Origin of the sequence: Aeromonas sp. ANP5 (assembly GCF_963870295.1) — a bacterium.
Taxonomy (GTDB): domain Bacteria; phylum Pseudomonadota; class Gammaproteobacteria; order Enterobacterales; family Aeromonadaceae; genus Aeromonas; species Aeromonas veronii.
This window is the reverse complement of record NZ_CAWMRY010000003.1, coordinates 233,187-259,573: the sequence shown is the minus strand read 5'-3', so window position 1 is coordinate 259,573 and position 26,387 is coordinate 233,187. Positions and strand designations below refer to the sequence as shown.

At 59.8% G+C, this 26,387-nt stretch carries 25 protein-coding genes and 1 riboswitch; of the genes, 13 read left to right on the top strand and 12 right to left on the bottom strand.

The genetic code is table 11. The features are described from left to right. The first annotated feature begins 241 nt into the window (after positions 1–241). From AACT07_RS03685 to AACT07_RS03670, 4 genes are all read left to right on the top strand, one after another. Positions 242–694: a pullulanase gene (locus AACT07_RS03685; protein WP_005349109.1), complete on the top strand. Its 453-nt coding sequence runs from the start codon at positions 242–244 to the stop codon at positions 692–694. A gap of 211 nt (positions 695–905) precedes the next feature. Beyond that, entirely contained in the window at positions 906–3,053 is a 2,148-nt protein-coding gene (locus tag AACT07_RS03680; protein WP_069526623.1) for an adenosylcobalamin-dependent ribonucleoside-diphosphate reductase, read from the top strand. 10 nt (positions 3,054–3,063) lie between these two features. Then, on the top strand, positions 3,064–3,747 hold the full coding sequence (locus tag AACT07_RS03675) for a TSCPD domain-containing protein (RefSeq protein ID WP_021231985.1): 684 nt from the start codon (positions 3,064–3,066) through the stop codon (positions 3,745–3,747). A 220-nt stretch (positions 3,748–3,967) separates the two neighbouring features. Next, positions 3,968–5,338, top strand: a complete 1,371-nt coding sequence (locus AACT07_RS03670; protein WP_005339173.1) for a PhoH family protein — start codon at positions 3,968–3,970, stop codon at positions 5,336–5,338. 80 nt (positions 5,339–5,418) lie between these two features. Here the strand turns inward: AACT07_RS03670 and thiQ are convergent, their stop codons facing one another. The 3 genes from thiQ to thiB all read right to left on the bottom strand — a co-directional run bounded on the left by thiQ (position 5,419) and on the right by thiB (position 8,795). Beyond that, positions 5,419–6,114, bottom strand: a complete 696-nt coding sequence (thiQ, locus tag AACT07_RS03665; protein ID WP_069526622.1) for a thiamine ABC transporter ATP-binding protein — start codon at positions 6,112–6,114, stop codon at positions 5,419–5,421. 81 nt (positions 6,115–6,195) lie between these two features. Further along, entirely contained in the window at positions 6,196–7,818 is a 1,623-nt protein-coding gene (thiP, locus tag AACT07_RS03660) for a thiamine/thiamine pyrophosphate ABC transporter permease (protein ID WP_069526621.1), read from the bottom strand. Then, positions 7,815–8,795 (bottom strand): thiamine ABC transporter substrate binding subunit, encoded by a 981-nt coding sequence (gene thiB, locus AACT07_RS03655; RefSeq protein ID WP_069526620.1) that lies wholly within the window; start codon positions 8,793–8,795, stop codon positions 7,815–7,817. The genes thiP and thiB overlap by 4 nt, the downstream gene beginning before the upstream one ends. Before the next feature lie 60 nt (positions 8,796–8,855). Beyond that, a riboswitch (TPP riboswitch) is annotated at positions 8,856–8,946 on the bottom strand. Positions 8,947–9,035: 89 nt separating this feature from the next. Here thiB and AACT07_RS03650 point away from each other — a divergent pair. Then, positions 9,036–9,326, top strand: coding sequence for a PilZ domain-containing protein (locus AACT07_RS03650; protein ID WP_005339160.1), 291 nt, complete (start codon positions 9,036–9,038; stop codon positions 9,324–9,326). Positions 9,327–9,356: 30 nt separating this feature from the next. Here the strand turns inward: AACT07_RS03650 and AACT07_RS03645 are convergent, their stop codons facing one another. The 5 genes from AACT07_RS03645 to leuA all read right to left on the bottom strand — a co-directional run bounded on the left by AACT07_RS03645 (position 9,357) and on the right by leuA (position 15,287). Beyond that, the gene (locus AACT07_RS03645) at positions 9,357–10,286 is read right to left on the bottom strand and encodes a hypothetical protein (RefSeq protein WP_069526619.1); all 930 of its coding nucleotides are present in this window, start codon (positions 10,284–10,286) and stop codon (positions 9,357–9,359) included. A 117-nt stretch (positions 10,287–10,403) separates the two neighbouring features. Beyond that, entirely contained in the window at positions 10,404–11,003 is a 600-nt protein-coding gene (leuD, locus tag AACT07_RS03640; protein ID WP_069526618.1) for a 3-isopropylmalate dehydratase small subunit, read from the bottom strand. A gap of 12 nt (positions 11,004–11,015) precedes the next feature. Beyond that, complete coding sequence (gene leuC / locus AACT07_RS03635; protein WP_069526617.1) at positions 11,016–12,413, bottom strand: 3-isopropylmalate dehydratase large subunit; 1,398 nt, start codon at positions 12,411–12,413, stop codon at positions 11,016–11,018. A gap of 33 nt (positions 12,414–12,446) precedes the next feature. Continuing rightward, on the bottom strand, positions 12,447–13,532 hold the full coding sequence (leuB, locus tag AACT07_RS03630) for a 3-isopropylmalate dehydrogenase (protein WP_069526616.1): 1,086 nt from the start codon (positions 13,530–13,532) through the stop codon (positions 12,447–12,449). A 192-nt stretch (positions 13,533–13,724) separates the two neighbouring features. Beyond that, positions 13,725–15,287, bottom strand: coding sequence for a 2-isopropylmalate synthase (leuA, locus tag AACT07_RS03625; RefSeq protein WP_005341192.1), 1,563 nt, complete (start codon positions 15,285–15,287; stop codon positions 13,725–13,727). A 408-nt stretch (positions 15,288–15,695) separates the two neighbouring features. Between leuA and AACT07_RS03620 the strand changes: the two genes are divergently transcribed. From AACT07_RS03620 to AACT07_RS03585, 8 genes are all read left to right on the top strand, one after another. Further along, positions 15,696–16,316 carry a TetR/AcrR family transcriptional regulator gene (locus tag AACT07_RS03620; RefSeq protein WP_005349170.1) on the top strand — a complete coding sequence of 207 codons (621 nt, stop codon included), beginning with the start codon at positions 15,696–15,698 and terminating at the stop codon, positions 16,314–16,316. A 126-nt stretch (positions 16,317–16,442) separates the two neighbouring features. Beyond that, entirely contained in the window at positions 16,443–16,946 is a 504-nt protein-coding gene (locus AACT07_RS03615) for a phosphatase PAP2 family protein (protein ID WP_069526615.1), read from the top strand. Continuing rightward, a complete protein-coding gene (locus tag AACT07_RS03610; RefSeq protein WP_069526614.1) occupies positions 16,943–18,052 on the top strand; it encodes an MJ1255/VC2487 family glycosyltransferase in 1,110 nt (369 codons plus the stop codon). The genes AACT07_RS03615 and AACT07_RS03610 overlap by 4 nt, the downstream gene beginning before the upstream one ends. A gap of 37 nt (positions 18,053–18,089) precedes the next feature. Further along, a complete protein-coding gene (locus AACT07_RS03605) occupies positions 18,090–18,242 on the top strand; it encodes a hypothetical protein (RefSeq protein ID WP_005339147.1) in 153 nt (50 codons plus the stop codon). Positions 18,243–18,632: 390 nt separating this feature from the next. Then, entirely contained in the window at positions 18,633–20,351 is a 1,719-nt protein-coding gene (locus AACT07_RS03600; RefSeq protein ID WP_005339146.1) for an acetolactate synthase 3 large subunit, read from the top strand. Then, a complete protein-coding gene (ilvN, locus tag AACT07_RS03595) occupies positions 20,351–20,845 on the top strand; it encodes an acetolactate synthase small subunit (RefSeq protein ID WP_005311605.1) in 495 nt (164 codons plus the stop codon). The genes AACT07_RS03600 and ilvN overlap by 1 nt, the downstream gene beginning before the upstream one ends. Positions 20,846–20,948: 103 nt before the next feature. Continuing rightward, complete coding sequence (locus AACT07_RS03590; RefSeq protein WP_069526613.1) at positions 20,949–21,575, top strand: LysE family translocator; 627 nt, start codon at positions 20,949–20,951, stop codon at positions 21,573–21,575. Between the two features lie 134 nt (positions 21,576–21,709). Next, positions 21,710–22,669 carry a LysR substrate-binding domain-containing protein gene (locus tag AACT07_RS03585; protein WP_005349178.1) on the top strand — a complete coding sequence of 320 codons (960 nt, stop codon included), beginning with the start codon at positions 21,710–21,712 and terminating at the stop codon, positions 22,667–22,669. Between the two features lie 89 nt (positions 22,670–22,758). Here the strand turns inward: AACT07_RS03585 and AACT07_RS03580 are convergent, their stop codons facing one another. The 4 genes from AACT07_RS03580 to AACT07_RS03565 all read right to left on the bottom strand — a co-directional run bounded on the left by AACT07_RS03580 (position 22,759) and on the right by AACT07_RS03565 (position 26,344). Continuing rightward, positions 22,759–23,940, bottom strand: coding sequence for a M20 metallopeptidase family protein (locus tag AACT07_RS03580; RefSeq protein ID WP_069526612.1), 1,182 nt, complete (start codon positions 23,938–23,940; stop codon positions 22,759–22,761). Further along, complete coding sequence (locus AACT07_RS03575; protein ID WP_033114935.1) at positions 23,940–24,389, bottom strand: hypothetical protein; 450 nt, start codon at positions 24,387–24,389, stop codon at positions 23,940–23,942. Before AACT07_RS03575 ends, AACT07_RS03580 begins: the two co-directional genes overlap by 1 nt. Next, positions 24,386–25,204: a DUF3100 domain-containing protein gene (locus AACT07_RS03570; protein ID WP_005339140.1), complete on the bottom strand. Its 819-nt coding sequence runs from the start codon at positions 25,202–25,204 to the stop codon at positions 24,386–24,388. Before AACT07_RS03570 ends, AACT07_RS03575 begins: the two co-directional genes overlap by 4 nt. A gap of 258 nt (positions 25,205–25,462) precedes the next feature. Next, a complete protein-coding gene (locus tag AACT07_RS03565) occupies positions 25,463–26,344 on the bottom strand; it encodes a DMT family transporter (RefSeq protein WP_069526611.1) in 882 nt (293 codons plus the stop codon). Between the last annotated feature and the right edge of the window lie 43 nt (positions 26,345–26,387).

The following is a 26,387-nucleotide window of genomic DNA, read 5'->3' as shown; positions in this document are numbered from 1 at the left end:
GCCTGCAATTCAGCACGTCACCGGATTATTAGATTTTCCCCTTCTTGTCATTCATTGATTACCCTTCTAAAGCCCCAAAAAGACCTCTTTTTCTGTTCGATATTTGCTCACCAGTTCAATGTGTTGGATACAAAAAGTACAGAATGTGATGCCTCTACCTTTCTTGTGATACCTACTCTGGTTTAATTCTTCAGTCCACATGGATGGACCAAGGAATCACAATAATTTAAGGAATAGACCCATGTTCAAAAGAACAGTAACGATGATGCTGGCGGCGGGAACCCTGGTATTAGGCGGTTGCGCATCCAATGGTGGTGCAGAGCAGGCGGGGGCAGACAACAGCGATTTCGGTGGCAAGTCCATCTACCTGCGCGGGGAGATGAACGACTGGATGGCCACTGATGAAAGCAAGGTAGTCAAGGTGGCCGACAAGCTCTATATGGCCAAAGGCACCCTCAAGAAAGAGTGGGCCCCCTACAAGTTCAAGTTTGCTGATTCAGGCTGGAGCTGCGGTACCAACTTTGGCTATAAGAGCCCGAGTGATGGTGTTGCCGTGTTGGGTGGTGAGGCGGTGCCGGTCAACCCATGCTCCAAGTATGAGGACATGAAGTTCTCACCAGATGCTGATGGCGTCTACGAGTTCTATCTGAATATGGCGGGTGAAACACCGACCGTTTACGTCAAGAAGCCCTGATCTATCTCTGAGTGTTAAATCTCTCAGCAAATTAATCAGTTAAGTGCCCTGGCCCAGAAATCTGCTGGCCGGGGCATTTTTTTAGGTTAGAATCGGCGCCCTCATGGCATCAGGTGTACTATATGTTGTGCCATTAATTTTAGATGGCACCATTAGTTGTGTTTTCTGCTGTTGTCATGATATTGATGCATTCACATAAGGTTGATTGAAAATGGCTAAATCGAACCCGGTGCTGGAGAGTGAGCTTGGCTCCCGCCTTATCCCCATGCAGGAAACGTCCCTCGAGATCTGGGATAGCAAGTATCGCCTCAAGAGCAAGGATGGCACTCCCATCGACAGCTCTATCGACCAGACCTACCAGCGGGTAGCCCGTGCGTTGGCAGAGCAGGAGCTGGAACCGGAGGCCTGGTATGAGCCGTTCCTGTGGGCGCTGCGCAATGGGGCCATTCCGGCGGGCCGCATCACCTCCAACGCCGGGGCGTTTGAGCACAAGCCTGCCACTTCAACCATCAACTGTACTGTTTCCGGTACCATCGAAGATTCGATGGACGATATCCTTGGCAAGGTGCACGAGGCCGGTTTGACCCTGAAAGCCGGTTGCGGCATCGGATATGACTTCTCGACCCTGCGCCCGCGCGGTGCCTTTGTCTCCGGTGCCGGTGCCTACACTTCCGGCCCGCTCTCCTTTATGGATATCTATGACAAGATGTGTTTCACCGTCTCGTCAGCCGGTGGCCGTCGCGGCGCCCAGATGGGCACCATGGATATCCGCCATCCCGATGTGATCGAGTTTATTCAGGCCAAGCGTGAAGATGGCCGCCTGCGTCAGTTCAACCTCTCTCTGCTCATCACCGAAGATTTCGTCAAGGCGGTGAAAGAGGATGCCCCATGGTCGCTTATCTTCCCCTATACCGCCAAAGAGGTGGAGCAGGATGGCATTGCGCTGGACGATCCCGCTCTGGTGCTATGGGCCGACTGGCCCAACAAGGAAGGCGTTGTATTCAACGAGTTGGGGCAGGTCGCCTGCAAGGTCTACAAGACCATGCCAGCCCGCAAGCTGTGGAATGTCATCATGACCTCCACCTATGACTATGCAGAGCCCGGCTTCATCCTGATCGACAAGGTCAACCAGATGAACAACAACTGGTTCTGTGAAGAGATCCGCGCGACCAACCCCTGTGGTGAGCAGCCGTTGCCGCCCTACGGTGCTTGTCTGCTGGGCTCGGTCAATCTGACCAAGTTTGTGCGCGACCCTTTTACTGAAAACGCGACATTCGATTGGCAGGCGTTTCGCAAGGTGGTGGCCATCTTTACTCGCATGCTCGACAACGTGGTGGAGATCAACCAGCTGCCGCTGGCCAAACAGCGCGAGGAGATCACTGCCAAGCGCCGTCACGGCATGGGCTTCCTGGGGCTTGGTTCGACCCTCACCATGCTGCAGATCAAGTACGGCTCTGCGGCATCCGTGGCCTTTACCGAGCAGGTATCCCAGGAGCTGGCGATGACCGGCTGGCAGGAGTCCCTGCGTCTTGCCAAGGAGAAGGGCCCAGCCCCCATCATGGAGCAGGAGTTCGAAGTGACCGGCAAGATGCTGCGTCTGCGCCCGGAAATGGCGGCTGATGGCATCAAGGTGGGCGACAAGGTGAAGGGCAAGGTGCTGCATGCGCGCTACAGCCGCTACATGCAGCAGGTTGCCGAAGTGGATCCTGCGCTGGTCGCCGAGCTGGCCGAAGTGGGTGGGCGTTTCACCCATCACAGTAGTATCGCGCCGACCGGCACCATCTCGCTGTCACTGGCCAACAACGCCAGCAACGGCATCGAGCCGAGCTTTGCTCACCACTACAGCCGCAACGTCATCAAGCCTGGCAAGAAGAGCAAGGAGAGCGTGGATGTCTACTCCTTCGAGCTGCTGGCCTACCGCGAGCTGGTGAATCCGGCCGCCATGCCGTACAGCGATGATGAGGCGAGCAGCCTACCTGAGTACTTCATTACGGCTGATGACATCAGCCCGGCCCAGCACGTGGACATACAGGCGGCAGCCCAGCGCTGGATTGACTCCTCCATCTCCAAGACCGCCAACGTGCCGACCGATTTCCCGTTCGAGCAGTTCAAGGACATCTACATGTATGCCTCGGACTCCGGTCTCAAGGGCTGCACCACCTTCCGCTTCAATCCGGAGGCCTTCCAGGGCGTGCTGGTGAAGGAGAAGGATCTGGAGAACACCCTCTATGAGTTCACTCTGGAGGATGGCTCCGTCATCTCCGTCAAGGGGAACGAAGAGATCGAATACGATGGCGAGCTGCATACGGCCGCCAACCTCTACGACGCCTTGAAAGAAGGCTATTACGGTAAATTCTGAGAACGACATTATGGTCAAGAAGATCGACAAGAAAATCGTCGCCTACAAGGTGCGTACCAAGGATGAGCCGCAAGAAGATCTCTCTGCGCAGGATGACGTGGTGCATATGCACGAAACCGTGCTGCGCCCGGAGCGGCTGATGGGTACCACCTACAAGCTGAAGACGCCGGAGCATGTCTCCGAGCACTCTCTGTTCATCACCATCAACGACATTATTCTCAACGAGGGCACGGTTCACGAAACTCGCCGTCCGTTCGAGATTTTCATCAACTCCAAGAGTCTGGAGCACTACCAGTGGATCGTGGCGCTGACTCGCATTATTTCCGCGGTGTTCCGCAAGGGGGGGGATGTCACCTTCCTGGTCGAGGAGCTGCGTTCCGTATTCGATCCCAAGGGCGGCTACTGGAACAAGGGCAAGTATGTGCCGTCGCTGATCGCCGAAATTGGCAACGTGATCGAGAGCCATCTCACCGAGATAGGCATGCTCAAGGCGCCGGGGTTGGACGAGCATCAGCAGGCATTTCTGGCCGAGAAGCAGGCCGAGTTGAAAGCCGCTCAGGAGGCTGAAGAGCAGCAGGCGAGCAGTGGTTTTCCGGCCAATGCCGCGCTCTGCTACAAGTGCCACACCAAGGCGCTGGTGCTGAAGGATGGTTGCATGACCTGCCTCAACTGTGGCGACTCCAAGTGCGGCTGACAGACATGCCCAAGTAGTTGAACGATAGAAAAAAGACCGGCCACAGTGCCGGTCTTTGTATTGCTGTTTTTATGCGCAATCAAATCAGGCGGCCAAGTGATTTGTTGCGCGATAGTAAAATCGGGCGTAGCGTTGAGGGTAATAAAACTGTCACGGCCGTGTGGTTTCAATGACATCTGAGATTCACACACGTGGCCCTTCAGTGCCAAGGAGGATGCTTATGGACAATACGGACCGAAAGCTGTTTATCCTGGATACCAACGTTTTGCTTCACGAACCCCTCGCTATCTACTCCTTCAAAGAGCACGACGTGCTCATCCCCATGACGGTGCTGGAAGAGCTCGATAACATCAAGGATCGCAACAAGGATGTCAGCCGCGACGCGCGGGTGGCCATTCGTGCGCTGGAAGATGTGTTCCGCGATGCAACCCCGGATCAGATCACCCAGGGCGTGCCGCTGGCTGGCGAAGCGAGCGGCAATATCTGCATCTTCAGCGATCACCATCTGCCGCAGGATGCCGAGGTCTTTACCGACAAGGAGGCCGACAACCGCATCATCAACGCGGCCCTCTATCTGCAAAAGCACGAGTTGAAGCGTCAGGTGGTGCTGGTCACCAAAGACATCAACATGCGCCTCAAGGCCAAGGGGGCCGGGCTTGCTCACGTTGAAGATTACCGTAGTGACCAGCTGATCGATGATATCCGCCTGCTGGCCAAAGGCTTTCAGGTGGTGCCCGGCAGCTTTTGGGAGCGGGTTGGCGAGTGCGAGAGCGAGACCCATGGCCGCGACACCATCCATGTGATCGATGCCAATCTGCTGGAAGGGGTTCACGTAAACCAGTATCTGGTGGATGAGGAGAATTTCTTCGCCGCCCGGGTGCTCAGCCACGATGGCAGCAAGATCCGCATCAAGGATCTGGGCCGCGAGCGGCTGATGTCCCGCAAGGCGTGGGGTGTCCATCCCAAGAATGTCTATCAGGGGATGGCGCTGGATGCACTGCTCGATCCGCACATCGATCTGGTGATCCTGACGGGCCCGGCCGGTTGCGGCAAGACCCTTCTGGCGATGGCGGCGGCGCTGGAACTGGTGATTGAGAAGGGCATTTACGAGAAGGTGATCGTCACCCGGAATACCCCGGAAATTGCCGAGAGCATCGGCTTCCTGCCCGGCACCGAGGAGGAGAAGATGATGCCTTGGCTGGCGGCAGTGACCGACACCCTGGAGGTGCTGCACAAGCAAGACGAGAACATGAGCGGCTCGCTCAGCTACATCATGGAGAAGGCCAATATCCAGTTCAAATCGGTCAACTTCATGCGCGGGCGCAGCATCCAGAACACCTTCGTGCTGCTGGATGAGTGCCAGAACCTGACCGCGTCCCAGATCAAGACCATCATCACCCGCTGCGGCGAGGGTACCAAGATCGTCTGCTCCGGTAACCTGGCCCAGATCGACTCCAACTATCTGAGCCCTGTGACCTCGGGTCTCACCTACATCGTCGAGCGTTTCAAGGATTTTGACGGCAGTGCCAACATCTTCCTCAATGGCGTGGTGCGCAGCCGACTGGCTTCGTTCGCCGAGGAAAACCTCTAATTTAAATGAATATTTCCAGATACAAAGGGAGGCCAATCGGCCTCCTTTTTTGATCATGGCGCAGTCTTTACTCCTAAGGGCTATTGGCCAAGGTAGCGCAGCAGCCCCGGGTGGTCGCTATTTTGCAGAATATCCGGCTTGCCTTGCAGGGCGATGCGCCCCTCGTCGACAAACAGCACCTGATCGGCAATTAGCTGGGCATCTTCCGGATTGTGGGAGACCATCAGTACGGTAATGCCCTGCTCGCAGGCGAGGCGTGCCACTTCGGCCAGCATCTCCCGGCGCAGGGCGGGATCGAGGGCCGAGAAGGGTTCATCCAGCAGCAGCAGCGGCTTGCCTCGCACCAGCGCGCGGGCCAGCCCGACCCGCTGCTGTTGGCCGCCGGAGAGCTGTTCAGGCAGGCGGCTTAGCATCTCGCCAAGACCAACCCGCCCGGCCGCCTCGTTTACCTGTGCACGCTGGGCTGCACTCAGGCGCAGGCCCGGGTGCAAGCCGATGGCGATATTGTCGAACACCGACAGGTGGAGGAACAGGTTGTGATCCTGAAACAGGGTGGTGACCGGTCGCTCGGCGGGGCCCAGTGGCAGCAGGTCTTCACCATCGAAACTGAGGCGGCCTGATTCCACCGGCACGAAGCCGGCGATCATCCCGAGCAGGGTCGACTTGCCCGCGCCGCTTGGGCCTATCAGCGCGGTGATCTCCCCCTTGGGCAGGGTCGCGCTGAAGCTGACTCGCCAGTCGGGGTAGCTGGTTACCAGCGTATCAATGTTCAACATGTTTTCCTCCTCAAAGGGTCCGTTCCACCAGCCGGAACAGCCGCAGAAATGCTGTCACAGGGGCGCAAGGCGTTTAGTATCTCAATGTTGCTCGCCATTTTTTCCTCCAAGTCCCCGTTCCACCAGCCAGAACAGGGAGAAACAGAGTGTGAGCAACAGTAGAGCGGTGGCGGCTGCCTCGGTCAATCGATAGCTGCCAAGCTGCTGATAGAGCAGCCAGGGCAGGGTGGTGAGCTCCTGACTGCCAAACATGGCGATGGCGCCGAGATCCCCCAGCGAGAGGATCATCGACAGTGCCATCGCTAGTGCTAGCGGGCGGCGCAGCAGCGGCCACTCCACCAGTCGCAGGCGATGCAGGCCGCGTACCCCCAGGCTATCCGCCAGCCGGTCGTATTGGCGCACCACCAGCTGCATGGGGGCGGAGAGGGTGCGCAGCACGTAGGGTAGCGCCATCAGGGCGTTGACCAGCACCACCAGCCAGGGGCCGAGGGCGAACACATCGGCGAACGGCATAAACAGGATAAAGAGACCGGTAGAGAGCACCACTGCCGGGATCATCAGGATCACCGAGCCGCTGGCCTCCCACAGGGCGGCAGCCCGCCGCTTGCGAGCCCGTATCCGTAGATGGCGGCTGGTCAGCAGCAGTGCACCGCCGAGCAAGGTGGCCAATGCACCGGCTGCCAACGCAATCAGCAGCGATTGACCGCTCGCCTGCCACAGTTTGGTGGAGGTGAGCGCTGTCAGCAGGTCGGGTTGAAGGCCTGCCACCACGATGGCCAGCAGCGGTGGCAGAAAGATGGCGAGCCCGATACCGAGCGAGAGCAGATCCACCACGGCCGTGCCCGGCTGATGACGGTCCGGCCGCAGGCAGGGGCGACGGGGTGTCACCCTGCTGGCCGGGGGGCTCTGCAGCTTGTGCTGCAGGGCGAGCAGGGCGGCGGTCAGGATGAGTTGCACCAGCGCCAGTCCGCCCGCGGTGGCGAGATCGAAGTCAAAGCGCAGCGCCTGATAGACGGCTACCTCCAGGGTGGTGGATTTGGGCCCGCCCCCCAGTGCCAGCACCGTGGTGAAACTGGTGAAGCAGAGCATAAAGATGAGGCTGGCCAGCCCCGGCAATATGCCGCGAATAAGCGGCCACTCCAGCAGCCGGAAGATGTGGGATGAGCGCATGCCGAGCTGGCTGGCGAGGCGCCAGCTCGATTCGGGGATGCTCTCTATGCTCTGCAACATCAGGCGGGCCGCCAGCGGCATGTTGAAGAAGACGTGGGCCAGCAGGATACCGAACAGGCCGTAGAGATAATTGCCGGGATCCAGCCCCAATGAGCGCAACAGTTGCGGTAGCCACCCCTGTTTGCCGTGTACCGCTACTATGCCGAAGATGGCGATGATGACCGGCAGCACCAGCGAGAGACCAAATAGCTTGATCAGCAGGGTTCGGCCAATGAAACGGCGCCTCGCCAGGGCGCGGGCCACCGGAATGGCCAGCCCGAGACTGAGCAGGGTGGAGAGCAGTGCCTGCCCCAGACTGAAGCCCAGCACATGGCGCAGATAAGGATCTGCGAGCAGGGTGCGGGGGGCCAGCGAACCGGCCTGCCACAGCAGGGCCGCGAGCGGCCCGAGGGATAACAGCAGGATCAACAGGGTGGCTGCACTGCCCGGCAGCCACCAGAGGGGACGAGCCTGTGGTTTCAGATAACGGCTCACTGGGTGACGGCTTGCAGCCACTCGCGGATCCACCCTTTGCGATTGGCGGCCACATCATCGCTGCTGAAGGCGAGCGGCTTGGCTACGGTGACCATCTGCTCGAAGCCCTTGGGCAGCGGCGTGTCGATAACGGGATACATCCAGTTGCCGGTCGGGATCTCGTTCTGGAAGGCGGGGCTCACCATAAATTGCAGGAACTGGTCAGCCAGCTTCTCCTGTTTGGCGCTCTTCAGCTTGGCAGCCACTTCTACCTGACGGTAGTGACCCTCCTCGAAGGCGGCAGCCTGATACTGGGGCTTGTTCTCGGCAATCAGGTGATAGGCCGGAGAGGTGGTGTAGGAGAGCACCATGTCCGCTTCGCCATCGAGGAACATGCCATAGGCCTCTGACCACCCCTTGGTGACGGTGACCGTCTTTTTGGCAAGCTCTGCCCAGGCGGCAGGCGCCTTGTCGCCGTAGACAGACTTCATCCACAGCATCAGCCCCTGCCCCGGGGTGGAGGTGCGGGGATCCTGATAGATCACCTTGAGGTCGGGACGCTCCACCAGCTCTTTCAGGCTCTTGGGCGGCTGCTTGAGTTTGTCTTTGTCATAGACGAAGGCGAAGTAGCCGTAGTCGTAGGGGACGAAGGTGTCATCCTGCCAGCCACCCGGTACCTTGATGCCATCCAGCTTGGCGGGATGGGGGGCGAACAGGCCGCTCTGTTTGGCTTCGCTGATGAGGGCATCGTCAAGCCCCAGCACCAGATCGGCCTTGCTGTGGTTGCCCTCCAGCCGCAGCCGGTTGAGGATGGCGACCCCATCTTCGAGGGGAACCAGATTGAGGGTGCAGTCGCACGCTTTCTCGAAGGCCTGTTTGATCTTGGGCCCCGGACCCCACTCGGCAGTGAAAGAGCTGTAGGTATAGACGGTGAGGGTGTCGGCGGCGAACACATTGGTCGACAGCAGGCCGGTGGTGACCAGCAGCAGGGTCTTCATGGGTGGCACTCCCTATTACTTGTTAATAACGAGGTGCCAGCGGGTGAGGGCGCAAAAAATGAGCGCCATGCCTCAAATTCCTCCGCCAGCATTATCTGGATCAGGTACACGGGTATAATCTCAGCGGTAAACCGCACCCCGTTTGAGAAACGAACCGCATTGTATTAACGTTCTTTTGGGTAGACCAGCACAATTGTGCAATACCCATGAGATGACGCCCACCCAACAGAGGATGTTCGCGTGCTTACCAATACCAAGGAAAGGCGTGCCTTTGCGCGCATGGTCATCAATGCTCCGGTCACCGTCTATCAGCAGCAGCTGGTGCTGGAGGGGATCTGCCGGGATCTCAGTGCCAACGGCATGGGGATTGCGGTCTCTGAACACCAGCTCGACATCAATCAGCCCATCCGGATCAGTCTTGCCACCAACAATAACCTGTTGCCTCCCTTTGAAGCCCATGCCCGTATTATCCGGGTGCTGGAGGAGGAGAGCGGGTTGCTGCTGGCGGTAGAGTTTCTGCCTCAGGGTTAATCCTCTCTCCCCATCGGCAGAGGGAGGGGATTAGCCTTTCTCCTGAACCGGCTGCACACTCAACTGCTTGCTATCGACCAGCGTTTTGCTGGTCGATGCGATTTGGCCAGCAGGCAAGGTGGCGGGACCGGTAGGTTCGAGCAGCAGGTAGTTCTGCCCCTGCCAGTTGAGGGTCACATCCCCCGGCTTGGCGGGCAGGTCAACGGCCAGCAGGGCATGGCCGGGGACGAACACCATGGCCTGTTTCAGCTCCGGAAAGAGCTGAGCCAGCATGGCGGCCATCAGGGTTACCTTGCTGTCGCAGTCCCCCCGGTTCTGCTCCAGCACCTGACGGGGCGGGAGAAAGCCCTTGCCCTGCCTTCCATTCAGGCTGTCGAGCTGCTGATAGGGGATGCTCTGGATAAAGGTGAGCATATGGGCCACGGTTTTCTGGCGCGCTTCCGTTTCGGTGCTGCCCTGCTGCTTGAGTTGATCCGCCAGTGGAGCCAGCCCGCTGCGACTCTCCAGCGCGATGCGCACATGATCCTGCTTCACCGCCAGCTGTCCGTCCGGGGTGTTGAAGTACTGGAAGTAGTGTTTGGTCAGCCACGCCTGCTCCTCTTTGCTCCGCCTGGACTGCAGAAAGGCCATCGCCTCGCGCGCCTTGTCCTGATTGCGGCTTTTCAGATGCAGCTCCAGCGAGGGACGGGCGAGGGTGAACTGCACCTCGGGGTAGTTCTGGCGCACCTCCCGCAGCAACACCTGCAACACCTCCTCCTGCATTCTGGCCGGGCGATAGGCGATAAGGGGCGGCAACTTGCCCTGTTCGAGCCGATAGGTGAGCTGTTGGGGTTTGCCTTCGCTATCCTGCCAGCCGACGCTGATCTGGCCGAGGCTGTTGTTGAAGCTGGTTTGGCTGGCCCCCGCAGGCAGGGCAAGCAGCAGGGCACAGAGCAGAGGGATAGCCGTCGGTCTCTTCATCATCCTTTCCTGTGGCACGGGCCAGTTCCGGTGGCCCAAATTGGGAAGCGTAGCGGACAGTAAAACAGGGAGCCGAAGCTCCCTGTTGATTCTACTTGTTTTTTTGCAACTGGCGCGTTAAATCCAGCTCGGCTGCTTCGCCTCAAAGGCGCTGATGGCGGCCTCGTGCTGCAGGGTCAGGCCGATGGCATCCAAGCCGTTGAGCAGACAGTAACGGCGGAATTCATCGATCTCGAAACCGAAGCAGAGGCTACCTGCACGTACCTGATTGGCCTCCAGATCCACCTCGATCTCGATGCCCGGCTTGGCGGCCACCAGCTGGAACAGGGTGTCGACCTCCTCCTCCTTCAGACGCACCGGCACCATGCCATTGTTGATGGCGTTGCCGTAGAAAATGTCGGCAAAGCTCGGGGCTATGATGGTCTTGAAGCCGTAGTCGGCCAGCGCCCAGGGGGCGTGCTCGCGGCTCGACCCGCAGCCGAAGTTCTCGCGGGCCAGCAGAATGCTGGCTCCGGCGAATTGCGGTTGGTTGAGCACGAAATCGGGGTTGGGCTGCTGGCCTGCATCGTCCAGAAAGCGCCAGTCATGGAACAGGTGCTTGCCAAAACCGATGCGGTTTACCTTCTGCAAAAACTGCTTCGGAATGATGGCGTCGGTGTCGACGTTGGCGCTGTCGAGGGGGACGACGATCCCTTTATGCTGTTTGAATCCTGTCATCATTGGTTCCTCTTACAGTGCACGAATGTCGACGAAGCGGCCGGTGACGGCGGCGGCGGCGGCCATGGCCGGGCTGACCAGATGGGTGCGGCCGGCGCGGCCCTGACGCCCTTCGAAGTTGCGGTTGCTGGTGGAGGCGCAGCGCTCCCCCGGTTGCAGCCGGTCGTTGTTCATCGCCAGACACATGGAGCAGCCGGGCAGGCGCCACTCAAAACCGGCCTCGATGAAGATCTTGTCCAGACCCTCGGCTTCGGCCTGTGCCTTCACCTGCTCGGAGCCCGGCACCACCAGCGCCTGTACGCCAGCGGCCACCTTGCGACCGCGGGCGATGGCTGCTGCAGCGCGCAGATCCTCGATGCGGCTGTTGGTGCACGACCCGATAAACACCTTGTCGATGGCAACGTCGGAGAGCTTCTGGCCCGGTTGCAAGTCCATGTAGGCGAGCGCCTTGCGGGCGGACTGCTGCTCCATCAGATCGCTGAAAGATTCCGGTGCCGGAATCGGCTCATTGACGGCAATTACCTGACCCGGGTTGGTACCCCAGGTGACCTGGGGGGCGATGTCGGCAGCGTCCAGCACCACCTCGGCATCGAAACGGGCACCTTCATCGCTCTTGAGGCTCTGCCAGTAGGCGATGGCCTGCTCCAGTGCCTCGCCCTTGGGGGCAAACTCCTTGCCACGGATGTAGTCGATGGTGGTCTGGTCGGGGGCGATCATTCCCGCCTTGGCGCCCAGTTCGATGGCCATATTGCACACCGTCATCCGCCCTTCCATGGTGAGCCCTTCGATGGCTTCGCCAGCGAACTCCACCACGTAGCCAGTACCACCGGCGTGGCCGACCTTGCCGATAATGGCCAGCACAACGTCCTTGGCACTGATGCCCTCGGCCAGCTTGCCGTTGACCGAAATGCGCATGGTCTTGGCTCGGCCCTGTTTCAGGGTCTGGGTCGCCATCACATGCTCCACTTCGGAGGTGCCGATACCGAACGCCAGCGAACCGAAGGCGCCGTGGGTGGCGGTGTGAGAGTCACCGCAGACGATGGTGGTGCCGGGCAGGGTAATGCCGAGCTCGGGGCCCATCACATGGACGATCCCCTGATATTTGTGGTTGAGATCGTAGAGGCGAACCCCGAACTCCTTGCAGTTGTCCGCCAGCGTCTCCATCTGGATGCGGGCCATCTCGCCGGAGGCGGCGATGTCCTTGGTGGTGGTGGAGACGTTGTGATCCATGGTGGCCCAGGTCAGATCCGGGCGGCGCAGCTGGCGGTTCATGGCGCGCAGGCCGTCGAATGCCTGCGGGCTGGTCACTTCATGCACCAGATGGCGGTCGATGTAGATGAGGGGGGTCTCCCCTTCCACTTCCCGTACCACGTGGGCGTCGAATACTTTCTGATAGAGGGTCTTGGCCATTGCTTCTCTCTTCCTTGTTCTCTGTTATGCGGCTCAGATCCGGGCGGCGATCTGGCTACCCATCTCGGACGTGCTCTGCACCGGATGGCGGGCGCTGGCCTGATGCAGGTCGGCGGTGAAGTAACCCTCGGCCAGGGTCTGGGCCACGGCCTGCTCGATGGCTTGAGCTGCGGCTTCCTGGCCCAGGCTGTAGCGCAGCATCAGGGCGGCGGAGAGGATCTGGGCAATGGGATTCGCAATACCCTTGCCGGCGATATCCGGGGCCGAACCACCGGCCGGTTCGAACAGGCCGAAACCCGATTCGTTGAGGCTGGCTGAGGGGAGCAGTCCCATGGAGCCGGTGATCATGGCGCACTCGTCGGAGAGGATGTCACCAAACAGGTTGGAGCAGAGCAGCACATCGAACTGGGACGGATCCTTGATGAGCTGCATGGTGGCGTTATCGATGTACATATGGTTGAGGGTTACGTCCGGATAGGACTTGGCGACTTGCGTCACCACCTCGCGCCACAGAATGGAAGAGGCGAGCACGTTAGCCTTGTCGATGGAGGTGACCTTGCCACGGCGCACGCGAGCCGACTCAAAGGCAATCTTGGCGATGCGCTCAATCTCGAAGCGATGGTACACCTCGGTGTCGAATGCCTTCTCGTTCGCCCCTTCTCCCTCACGCCCCTTGGGCTGGCCGAAGTAGATGCCACCGGTCAGCTCGCGCACGCAGGCGATGTCAAAACCGCGATCGGAGATATCGGCGCGCAGCGGGGAGAACTGCTCCAGACCGGTGTAGATGCGGGCCGGACGCAGGTTGCAGAACAGCTTGAAGTGGGCGCGCAGGGGCAGCAGGGCGCCACGTTCCGGCTGATCGTTGGGGGGCAGATGTTCCCATTTCGGGCCGCCCACCGAGCCAAACAGCACGGCATCGGCCGCTTCACAACCTTTGATGGTGCTTTGCGGCAGCGGGGTACCGTGGTTGTCGATGGCGATACCGCCCACGTCATGGCGATCATACTCGAAGGCGAGGCCGAACCTGGCCTGCACCTTCTCTAGCACCTTGACGGCCTCGGCCATCACTTCCGGGCCAATGCCGTCACCCGGCAATACTGCGATCCGATAACTGCTCATACACTCTCCATCCTGATATTGTCTTTGAGATCCCTCTGCCCGTTTTTCCCGACGCTGCGCGCGGTTCCCGGTTCAGACGTTCCCCGTCCTGATGTTGTCATTCCATGCCGTCTGTGTGGCTGCGAGTCCTGCTCAGACGGTTTCCGATTTGATGCTGTCATTCCATTCCATCTGTTTGGTTCCGAGCTCTGTTCAGACGGTTTCTGATTTGATGCTGTTATTGCGCTCCATCTGCTCGGCCACCTGATCGGCGCGCCAGATGCTGTTGATCACATGGAGAAGGGCATGGGCCGAGGATTCGATGATGTCGGTGGCCAGTCCCATGCCGTGGAATTTGCGTCCCTTGTACTCGGCGACGATATCGACCTGACCGAGGGCATCTTCCCCTTCGCCCTTGCTCTTGAGGGCATATTTGTCGATGCGGATCTCATAGCCGGTGATGCGGTTGATGCACTGGTAGACCGCATCCACCGGGCCATTGCCGGTGGCCGCTTCGCAAATCAGATCCTGACCCACCTTCAATTTGACCGAGGCGGTGGCCAGTACCGAACTGCCGCTCTGGACCCCGAGGTACTCCAGCTTGAAGTGCTCCGGCTCTTCGTGGATCTGGCTGAAGAAGGCCAGCGCTTCGAGGTCGTAGTCGAACACCTGCCCCTTCTTGTCGGCCAGGGTCAGGAACTTGCCGTAGAGGTGGTCGAGGTCGTAGCTGCTCTCGGCATACCCCATGGACTCCATCCGGTGCTTGATAACGTGACGGCCGGAGCGGGAGGTCATGTTGAGGTTGTTCTGGGTCAGGCCAATGCTCTCGGGAGTGATGATTTCGTAGGTATTTTTCGCCTTGAGCACCCCATCCTGATGGATGCCGGAGCTGTGGGAGAAAGCGTTGGCCCCGACGATCGCCTTGTTGGGCTGCACCGGCATATTGCACAGCTGGCTGACCAGCGTGCTGGTGCGATGAATTTCGTTGTGGCGGATATTGGTTTGCACCCCGAGCAGATCGGCGCGGGTTTTGAGGATCATCGCCACCTCTTCCAGCGAGCAGTTGCCCGCCCGTTCACCGATGCCGTTGATGGTGCACTCGATCTGGCGGGCCCCCATCTGCACCGCGCCGATGGAGTTGGCCACCGAGAGCCCCAGATCATCGTGGCAGTGGACCGAGATGATCGCCTTGTCGATGTTGGGGACCCGGTTGAACAGGGTGTGGATGATGCCGGAGAACTCGGTCGGTACCGTGTAGCCCACGGTGTCCGGGATATTGATGGTGCGTGCGCCGGCCTTGATGGCGGCCTCCACCATGCGGCACAGGTTGTCTATCGGGGTGCGGCCGGCATCCTCGCAGGAGAACTCCACATCATCGGTGTAGCGCAGGGCGTGCTTGATGGCACCGACCCCCATCTCCAGCACATCCTCGAAGCTCTTTTTCAGCTTGCTCTCCACATGGATGGAGGAGGTGGAGATAAAGGTGTGGATGCGAAACGCCTCGGCGACCCGCAAGGCTTCGCCTGCGGCATCGATATCCTTGGGCAGGGCGCGGGCGAGGGCGCAGACCCGGCTGTTTTTGATGTGGCGGGCGATGGTCTGCACCGATTGAAAATCGCCGGGAGAAGAGACCGGGAAGCCCACCTCCATGACGTCGACACCGAGCCGCTCCAGCGCCTGGGCAATCTGCAGCTTCTCCTTGACTGTCAAACTGGCCGCCAGGGCCTGCTCACCATCACGCAAGGTGGTGTCGAATATGATGACCCGATCTGACATGTGACTTCCCTCTTCCTAAGTTCGGTAACGTGCATCCTGCGGCGGCATAAAAAAACCCGTGCAGGGTGCACGGGTTTTTGTAAATTCCGGCTATGCCTTAGCCCGGCTACAAGGATCCCGCGCGAGTTAACGCGATTAGGGAGATTAGTAGTAGCGGGGTGGCGATACGCATGACGTTGTTATTCCTTCCAGTCGATAACGCTTTTACCAATATCGAGATTTTTATGCTGTGTCAACACGGAAGGTCAGGGGCAATCTGCTGACGTATTTAATCGGATTGTAAAGGATTGCAAATTTCCTTGTCCCATATTCGGCCCATGACCGATTATCTGGTCATTCCTGCTGTGCTCTATTCTCTGCACAACCAGATCGACTTATCAGCATTGGCTGAATTATCTGAGGTGTTAAATGGAAAAACGTAGACCTGGTCGTCCGGTCGGACGTTCTGACATTCGTGACAAGTTGCTTGCTGCCGCCCGTGAGCGTTTTCTCAATACTCCCTATAGCAAGGTAACTACACGCGAAATCGCGGAGCTTGCTGGCTCCAATCTGGCAATGATCCACTACTACTTCGGCAGTAAAGAGGGTCTTTACAAGGCGGTGCTGGGCGATGTGGCCGAGCCCCTCGACCATGCCTGGCAAGATGAACACAGCAATCACAGCCTCAACGAGCTGCTCAACACCTACTATCAGGTGATGGCGCCCAACAGCGAGCTGACCTCAGCCATCTCCAGCGCATTGTCGACCGAGAAGAGCCCGGGCCGGGATTTTGTGCTGAACCGCCTGCTGGAACGTCAGCTGCCGCAGTTCGATGCCCTGCTGGAAACCATGAAGTCTAACGGCGAGCTGGGTGATAACCTGGATCCCGACATGCTGAAGATCTCCTTCCTCAGCATGATGTGGCAGCCGTTCGTGATGAAAGATCTCTACGAGCAGGTGTTTGGCCTGAAAGTGGATGAGCACTTCATGGCCCGTCTGGCGGACCACAATTGCCGTCTGATGGAGACCGGCCTGCGCGGCAGCCACTGATTTTGCCGCAACATCGAGATTAAAAAGGGCCATTCGGCCCTTTTTTCATAAATCTGTTATCCCTTGTTCAACGTAACGTCATCCCGCTTTCTTACTCTGCAAGCAGAATTCAGGGAAGGAGGGGATATGAACAAGATCCAGCAATGGGACCTGCAGGTGTGCCGGGTCTGCCTGCTTCACAGCTACAACCGGCAGCAGGCGAGGGTGAGTCGTCTCATTTCCCGTACCGGCGATGGCCCGCTTTACGCCGTGCTGGCCGCCCTGCTCTGGTGGCAGGGGGAGGCAGAGCGGGAACTGGTGCGACTGGCGCTGCTTGCCTTCGCCATCGAACTGCCCCTCTATCTGCTGCTGAAAAACAGCCTGAAACGGCAACGGCCGGTCGGCTTGCCGGTCTTTATCACTCCTTCCGATCGTTACAGTCTCCCCTCCGGCCACACCGCTGCCGCTTTTCTGATGGCCACCATACTGGCCACCGGCTTTCCGCTCTGGGCGCCCCTGCTGTTTGGCTGGGCGGCGCTGGTGGGGGCATCCCGGTTGTTGCTCGGGGTTCACTACTTGAGCGATCTGGTAGCCGGTGCCCTGTTGGGTGGCGGTTGCGCCGTGCTGGCGCTCGGATGGAGCCACTCATGAGGATACTGTTTGGGGTGCAAGGCACCGGCAACGGCCATATCAGTCGCAGTCGCACCCTGGCCCGGGCGCTGCGCACGGCAGGGGTCGAAGTGGATTATCTCTTCAGCGGCCGTCCTGCCGACCGCTACTTCGACATGGCGGAGTTTGGCGCCTACCGCGCCTTTCCCGGCCTCACTTTTGTCAGTCACGAGGGGCGGGTCTCGCCGTGGCGCACCCTGCAGGCCGCCTCGCCGCTCACCTTCTGGCGGGATCTGCGGGCTCTCGATTGCAGTGAATACGATCTGGTGGTGAGCGATTTTGAGCCGTTGACCGCCCACGCCGCCCGCCGCTATGGCAAGCCGAGCCTCACCGTCAGCCATCAGGCCAGTTTCAACTGGCCCATCCCGCGCTGGGGGGAGGATGGGGTCAGCCGCCAGCTGATGCGCCACTTTGCCCCGGTGGATCAGCCGCTCGGGCTGCACTGGTTTCACTTCGGTCACCCTTTGCTGCCGCCGGTGATCGACCCCATCACCGCTGCGCCGGATAACGGCGAGATCCTAGTCTATCTGCCGTTCGAGCAGACCGAGGCGATCGCCGCCCTGTTGTCGCGCTTTGGTCAGCAGCGCTTCGTCTGCTTTCACCCCGCCATTCGCACCCCTAGCCAATGGCGCAATCTGCGCTTCGAGCCGCCGTCGCGACACGGGTTTATCGCCGTGCTGGCCGGTTGTCGCGGCGTCATCTCCAACGCGGGTTTCGAGCTGGCTTCCGAGGCGCTCACCCTCGGCAAGAAACTGCTGGTCAAACCCCTCGGCGGCCAGTTCGAGCAGCTGACCAATGGCAAGACCCTCGAGATGATGGGGCTGGCGACCCTGATGGATGTGCTCGATGCCAATCTGGTGCGTACCTGGCTCGACAGCGCCTCGCCCGGGGCGGTCTGTTACCCGGATGTCGCGGGGGAGCTGGCCCGCTGGCTGGCGGCGGGCGCTGACGAGAGCGTGGCCTCTCTGTCACGGCGGCTCTGGGCTCGCACTCTGTTTCCGGAGGAGGTGAGTGATCGCCTGAGCGAGCTGGATGGGGGCGACTGTTTATCCAGTTGCTGGTTATCGCAAGTGAGCGTTGTTGACTAGACTGAAAGTCGATCCCACCAAGGAGAGGACGGAGCAAATGCGCTTTACCAATGAAAACGGCGAAGTCATGAACCTGGCTGACAATCTCACCCTGCACGAGTTGCTCGATATGGGTGTCAGCATCTCGGTCAGTGAAGAGACCGATCCGGATCAGCAGATCTGGCTGGCCGAGCCGGATCAGGAGAACTGAGTCATCATTCGGCATCAAGCCCACCGCTGAGCGGTGGGCTTTTTTGTGGCTGCTTTTCCCCTCTGCGGAATGATCCGCTGGCCATTCCCCGACTTCCTTCCCTTTTGTCTCATGGCCGCTGCGGCAAGTCATTGAATGTTAATAGCCGGTTGAAATGTATGACTGTTCTGGTCAGATAAAGCCGTGGACAAGCGTTATGAAGCGGGTTAAGTTGGTTTTTCACCCTATTTTCGGGTGAATGACGGAAAAATCCTTTTTTTCTACTGTCGACGGGGCTGAATTGGGCCGATCTGCATTCAGATAACAACAAGAAACGGATCGGGCCGTGCCGGGAAGCACGGCATCGTCGGCAGGATTCGCTAAACGGAGCAAAGCCTGGAGGGCTTTATCATGGAGATGTTATCAGGCGCCCAGATGGTGGTTAGAGCGCTGGAAGATCAGGGAGTTGAGCACGTCTTCGGCTACCCTGGTGGCTCAGTGCTCGACATCTATGACGCTCTCTTCGAAAACGGCAAGATGGAGCATGTCTTGGTGCGGCACGAGCAAGCCGCGGTTCACATGGCTGACGGTTACGCCCGTTCCACCGGCAAGGTGGGGACTGTGCTGGTAACGTCAGGCCCGGGAGCGACCAACTGCATTACCGGTATTGCCACCGCCTATATGGATTCCATTCCGCTGGTGATCCTCTCCGGCCAGGTGCCGACCAGCATGATCGGTGAGGATGCGTTCCAGGAGACCGACATGATCGGTATCTCCCGCCCGGTGGTGAAGCACAGCTTCCTGTGCAAGAAGGCGAGCGATATTCCCGAGGCCATCAAGAAGGCCTACTACATTGCCGCCAGCGGCCGCCCGGGGCCGGTGGTGGTGGATCTGCCCAAAGATGTGCAGAACCCGAAAGAGAAATTCCCCTACCAGTATCCCGAGACGGTCTCCCTGCGCTCCTACAACCCGACCAAGTCTGGCCATAAAGGGCAGATCAAGCGGGCTGCCAAGCTGCTGGTAGAAGCCCAGCGCCCGGTGATGTACGTGGGTGGTGGCGCCATCAACGCCAATGCGGACCATCTGGTGACCAAGCTGGCGGAGCTGCTGAATCTGCCGGTGACCACCACCCTGATGGGACTGGGGGCCTTCTCCGGTGTCCATCCGCAATTCATCGGCATGCTGGGGATGCACGGCACCTTCGAAGCCAACAAGACCATGCACAACGCGGATCTCATCTTCGCCGTCGGTGCCCGCTTCGATGACCGCGTCACCAACAACGTGGCCAAGTTCTGCCCCAATGCGACCGTGGTTCATATCGATATCGACCCCACCTCCATCTCCAAGACGGTGCAGGCCCATGTGCCTATCGTCGGCTCGGTGGAAACCGTGCTGGAGCAGATGCTGGAAGTGATCCGCGAGTGTGGCTTCGATAACGACAAGGAGGCGCTGGCGGACTGGTGGAGCCAGATCAACCAGTGGCGCTCCCGTCACTGTCTGGCCTACGAAAAGTCGGCCACCCAGATCAAGCCGCAACAGGTTATCGAGACTCTCTACAAGGTGACTCAGGGTCAGGCATTCGTTGCCTCCGACGTGGGCCAGCACCAGATGTTTGCTGCCCTCTACTACCCGTTTGCCAAACCGCGCCAGTGGATCAACTCAGGGGGCCTCGGCACCATGGGCTTTGGTATTCCGGCCGCCATGGGGGCCCAGTTTGCCAACCCGGATGCGGTGGTCTGCTGCGTCACCGGCGATGGCTCGGTGCAGATGAACATTCAGGAACTCTCTACCTGCATGCAGTACGGGGTGCCCATCAAGATCATCTCCATCAACAACCGTGCGCTGGGCATGGTCAAGCAGTGGCAGAAGATGTTCTACGGCGGTCGTCACAGCCACTCCTACATGGAGTCCCTGCCAGACTTCGTCAAGCTGGCGGAAGCCTATGGCCATGTCGGCATCGCGGTGAGCGATCCGGCCGAGCTGGAGAGCGCCATGGAGAAAGCCTTCGCCATGAAGGATCGGCTGGTGTTCATGGATATCTCGGTCGACCCGGATGAGCACGTCTATCCGATGCAGATCAAGTTTGGCGCCATGGATGAGATGTGGCTGAGCAAGACGGAGAGAACCTGATGAGACACATCATTTCAGTACTGCTGGAGAACGAATCCGGCGCCCTGAGCCGCGTGGTGGGCCTCTTTTCCCAGCGCGGCTACAACATCGAGACCCTGACGGTGGCACCGACCGAGGATCCCACCCTGTCGCGCATGACCATAGTCACCATGGGTGACGAGCGGGTGCTGGAGCAGATCCAGAAGCAGCTGCACAAGCTGGTGGATGTGCTCAAGGTGTGTGACCTGAGCGAAGGGGAGCATATCGAGCGGGAGATCGCGCTGGTCAAGGCGCGTGCCGCCGGTGGGGCCCGTGACGAGCTGAAACGGCTGGCAGATATCTTCCGCGGCCAGATCGTCGACGTCACTCCTGAGCAGTACACGGTGCAGCTGGTGGGTACCAGCGAGAAGCTGGATGCCTTTATCAAAACAGCCGCCCAGACCAACGAGATCATCGAAGTGGTGCGCTCCGGCGTCTGCGGCATCTCGCGGGCGGACAAGGCGTTGCGGCCCTGATGGCTGGCGGGACAGCTGATGATGCGTCAGCTGCCGCAGAGGAAAGGAAAGAGGGCTCTGCGGAGCCCTTTTTGTTGGGTTTTGCTTTACGAGGGGAGGGATGATGTTCGGTATTCATGATCTTGCACTGTTTATGGTCTCGGGGCTGCTGCTCAATATCATGCCGGGGCCCGATTCCCTGCTGGTCATGCTGCGCAGCGGCTCGCAAGGGTGGCGTGCCGGTTCAGTCGCGGCCCTTGGCATCGGCACAGGTGTCATGGTGCATGTGCTGGCGGCGGCCCTCGGTCTGTCGGCCCTGCTCAGTGCCTCGGCCGAGCTGTTTGCCCTTATCAAGCTGGCCGGTGCCATCTACCTCATCTATCTGGGGTTCTTCCTGCTGCGCCAGCAAACGACGGGGGCAATGGAGAGAGGGGCCACCCTGCCCGTCCTTTCCTATGGCCAGATTTACCGGCAGGGTGTGCTGACCAATGTGCTCAACCCCAAGGTCGCGCTCTTTTTCCTCGCCTTCGTGCCCCAGTTCATTGCACCGGATGCTCAAGACAAGGCGCTCGCCTTTATTCTGCTTGGCTGCATCTTCAATCTGGGCGGCATAATCTGGTGTCACCTGCTGGTCTTTACCACCGTCTATGCCAGCCACAAGGTTCGGTTGTCGCAGCGTCTTGGTCGCTGGCTCAACCGGGGCATCGGCACCCTGTTTGTCGGGCTCGGGATCAAGCTCGCCAGCGACTAGCTCGCGGCTTTCTGACCTGAGGCAGATTATCGTGCAGCGCGCTGTGGTATGGTCGGCTGTTAGCTGCGGGTCTCTCCCGCGCTCTCTTATAAACGCCAGCATTGCTGGCCGCAGCAGCGAGATCCCTTGCCCAGATGAACATCGCCCGGCTCAAGAACTTTACCGAGATCGTGAAGAACAACTTCAACATCTCGGCGACGGCGGAGAAGCTCTACACCTCCCAGCCGACCCTCAGCAAGCAGATGAAGATGCTGGAAGATGAGCTCGGGCTCGCCCTCTTTACCCGCAAGGGAAAGAATCTGGTCGGTTTGACCAGCGCAGGCGAGCAGGTGATGGAGTTGGCCAAGGGGGTGGTGGCACAGGTGGAGCAGATCAACCAGCTGTCGCTGGGGGAGCAACTGGCCACCAGCGGGGTGCTGCGTATCGCCACCACCCACACCCAGGCCCGCTACAAGCTGCCAGCGGTGATCACCGAGTTCAGTCGTCGCTACCCTGACGTGGCGATCCAGCTCCATCAGGGGGCGCCTGCCCAACTGGCCCAGATGGTGCAAAGCGGCGATGTGGATATGGCGATCGCCACCGAGTCCATGTATCTGTTCGATGAGCTGGCCGCGGTGCCCTGCTATCGTTGGGGGCGCAGCGTAGTGGTGCCGCACGGTCATCCGCTGATCGACTGCCAGCCGCTGTCAATGGCTGATCTGGCCCGCTATCCCCTCATCACCTATGTATTCGGCTTTACCGGCCGATCCAAGATGGACAAGGCTTTCAGCCGTCACGGCCTCTCGCCGAAAACCGTGCTGACCGCCACCGACACCGACGTGATCAAGCACTACGTCCGGCTCGGCATGGGGGTCGGGGTGATTGCAAGCGTAGCCTTTGACGAGGGGGATAGGGAGGCTCTGGTGAGCCTCAACATCGACCACCTGATCGCCTCGAGTGCCACCCACATCTGCCTGCGCAAACATGCCCATTTGCGTGACTACATGTACGACTTTATCCACCTCTACGCCCCCCATATCAGCCGGGAGACGGTGCAGCTGCACCTTATCAACCAGCCGCCCGCTGCCAATATGGCGGAGTTGCCGTGGCTCTAACCGCGGGTTGTTTGTCGTACACAGAGCAAAAATACAGAGACAAAAAAGAGAGGCCTTGGCCTCTCTTCTGGTTTTATCGGTATGCGGGATTAAGCGCTGCGGGTCGCCAGATTGATAAAGATCTGGGCTCCGACCAGCAGGCAGTCGTCATCGAGGTAGTAGGGATTCGCATGCAGGTAGTTGCAGATCCCTTTGGCCTGACAGCCGCTGCCGAGGAAGAACATGGCCCCCTTGCGGCCACGGCAGGCGTTGACCATATAGCTGAAGTCTTCGCTGCCGGTCATCGGCTGACCCTGAGCGTTGATCCCCTCGGAGGGCAATACGTCGGCGGCCGCTTGCAGCAGACGGGCGCAGGCATCGGCGTGGTTCTCGACCGCCGGATACCCGGCATAGACCATCTTGGTCTTGAAGCCGCGCAGTTCGCTCTGGGCCACGATCTCCTTGAAGCTGTTCTTCAGGATCTGGTCGGTCTCGGCATCCATGGCACGGATGGTGCCACGCGCCTGCACATGGTCGGCGATGGCGTTGGGGATGGTGCCGCCGTTGATCATGCCGCAGCCGAATACCGCCGGGCTGAACGGACTGGTGCGCTTGGCAACGATGTAGTCCATATCCTCGATGATCCGCACCGCTTCGCGGATGGCATCCAGCCCCTTGTGGGGGGTGGATCCGTGGGCGGAGATACCATGCACATCCAGCGTCCAGGCAGAGCCCCAGGAGGACATGACACCGTGGTTGAACTTGATGGTGCCGGTCTCCATGGCGCCGTCGTTATGGAGGGCATAGACCTCGTCCACCCCCTTCATGCAGCCCAGTTCGACCATCTTCTCGGCGCCCGGCACCCGCATATCCTCTTCCGCCATCTGGAAGATAAAGCGGATGTTGTACTGCAGGCGATCGCGGTTGGCGGCCAGAAACTTGGCCGCAGTCAGGGCGATCGCCATATGGGAGTCGTGACCACAGTTGTGAGCCATCCCCTCGTGGGTCGACTTGAACGCAACGTCGCTCAAGTCGTGCATCTCGAGGCCATCCATGTCGGCACGGAAGGCGATGGTCGGCAGTACCGGGTCAACCACCAGATCGCCGTGGAAACCGGTGAAGCCCGGATAGTCGGTGAGACGGTAGCCAAAGCCTGTCATCAGCTCGCGGCAGTAGGCCGAGGTCTTGAACTCGACGCCGGAGGCCTCCGGAATGGTGTGCAGATGGTGGCGCACTTCCTGACTGAAGTCGCGCAGGGCCAGCAGGGCCGGTTCAATGTGGATGTTGTTCATCAGATGATCCCTTGAATGGAGAAGCCGAGTTGGGCCACCAGCGAGGCGCCGAAGAAGCAGCAGGTGGAGACGATCATGAAGATCAGGATCACTTTCCAGGACATCTTCTTCAGCTCTTCCAGCTGACCGCCCACCGAGAGACCGGCAAAGGCCAGCAGCGGTACGCAGCAGGAGAGGAAGGAGATCTTGGCGACGGCGTCGATAAAGAGGCCGCGTACCGGGGTCTCCGGCAGGCAGATCAGAATGCCGATGATGGTGGCATAGGCAAACGCCGGCAGGGATGAGGGCAGGTAGCGCTTGGCAATCAGCGAAGCGAACACCACCAGTGACATGGCGATGAAGCTGTCACCCATCAGCCAGAGTGGAGTGCCGGTGGTCAGGGTCTGGGTAAACATAGCCAGCAGGATCGCCAGAAAGACGAACCGCATATCCATTACGATGCTTTTCATGCTTTCTCTCCTTTGGCAGTCAGGGCATAGATTTTTTCAGCGAGCGGCAGACCCAGATAGGTGAGGGACAGCGCCCCTAGGGCAGACGAGAGCAGGTTCGAGGCAGCTGCGATACTCAGCACCTGCTGGGCCAGCGCCTCATCGAGACCGTTGATCAGGGCGCCGGAGGCGGCACTCAGCATGGAGCCAGAGCCCACACCAGAGCCTGCAGCCAGCGCCAGCGGGTGTAGACCGGTGAGCGGGGCGATACTGCCCAGCACGCTGAACCAGAGGGTGCCGATGACGGAGCCGCACAGGTAGATAGCCAGCACGCCGATGTACTCCTGGGAGCCGGTGCCGAACTTGCCCTGAATCACCGCGACCGACGGCTCACGGCTGATGGAGGAGCAGGCCCCGATGGCGCGACGGCCAAAGCCGAACTTCACTGCCAGTGGAATGGCGATCAGAATTGGCAGCAGGTTGCCGATCTCCTGCAGGAACAACGGCACGCCGACGCTCAGGATCATCTTCAGGTTGGGGATGATCATCCCCGCGTACTGGGTACCTAGGATCAGCAGGCTGAAGCCCACCATCTTGCCGCAGAAACCCTCTTCTTTTTCGGTGAAGAGCTGTTTCCAGCCGGGGATGCGATCCTTGACCGGTTTGGCGGAGACAATCATGCCGATGATGACGGCAAAGAGCATCGGCAGGATCGGGATGATGGCGATGCCGATCTTGATCTCCTGTTTGCCTATCAGGTACTGGGCCACAAAGATCAGCATGGCGGTTGCCAATATGCTGACCGTGACCGTCTTGAGGGGGCTGGTTTGCTGCATAGTTTTTTCTCTTGTTATTCCCATGTGTGGCCATCGTCAGGATTGTCCAGACCGATGATGGGGGCATGATAGGGAGGGTCGCGGGGGAGGAATGTGACCTTCATCAAGCTGGCCATATGGCATTTTTTCATGGGGTATGCCCTTTAACCCTATGGATACCAAGGGTTAAATGCCGTTAACAGAACGTCAGCATTGGCAGGACAAGATAAGCAAACAGGAGGGAAATGGTGACACCGCCCCGCAGGGCGGTGACGCGTATCAGGCTGGCGTTTTGAGGCGGGCACTGCGCAGCAGCAGGGGCAGTTGGTAGAGCACCAGGGCGCCGAGCACCAGTCCGGCTCCGGCCAGTTTGGCGCCGCCGAGGGGTTCGTTGTAGAAGAGGGTGCTCAGGAGCAGAGTCCAGACCGGTTCCAGCAGCATCATCAGGGCGGCGTGGGCGGTAGTCATCTTGCTCAATGCGTGGGTGAGCAGCCAGTAGCGCAATGTGGTGGCGATCAAGACGCTCGCTGCAAACCAGCCCCAGATGCCGTGGCTGACTCCAGCCTCTGGCCACTGCTCGGTCAGCAGGGAGAGCAGGGTGCCGAGCAGGCCGGTCATCGCCAGCTGGATACAGGTGAGCCAGGTAGGGGCAATGGATTGGGCGAAGTGGCGATGGACGGCAAGCTGGATGCCGAGAGTGGTGGCCGCCGCCAGAAACCAGAACAGCGAGAGCGACACGCCCCAGTGGGTACTGCTGGAGAGCAGCAGCAAACCGGCGATGGCGATGGGTAGGGTGAGCCAGTAGTGGCGGCCGGGTTTGGCCTGAAAGGCTCCCCAGGCGGCCAACGGGGCCATCAGGGTCGCGACGCTCATGATAAAGGCGCCGCTGCCCAGCGCATCGCTCTGGCTGATGGCGGTGACCCACAGCAACAGGCTGGCGCCGAGCAATGTGCCGCAGCCGGCGGCGCGCAGCAGTTGGGCGCGAGTCGGCGGTGGCTCGCGCAACCAGGCCAAGGGCAGCAAAAGCAGCGCCGCCAGCAGAAAGCGGCTGCCGATAAAGGCGGCAGGGGGCAGTTCGCGGATCGCCTCTTTCGAGAAGAGCCAGCCGGCAGCGGCCAGCAGGGTGACCAGTACCATCAGCAGCAGGGGAGTGCGGTTCATCGGGGTCGCCATGGTGAAATGGAGGGGAGAGCATAAAGGAAAG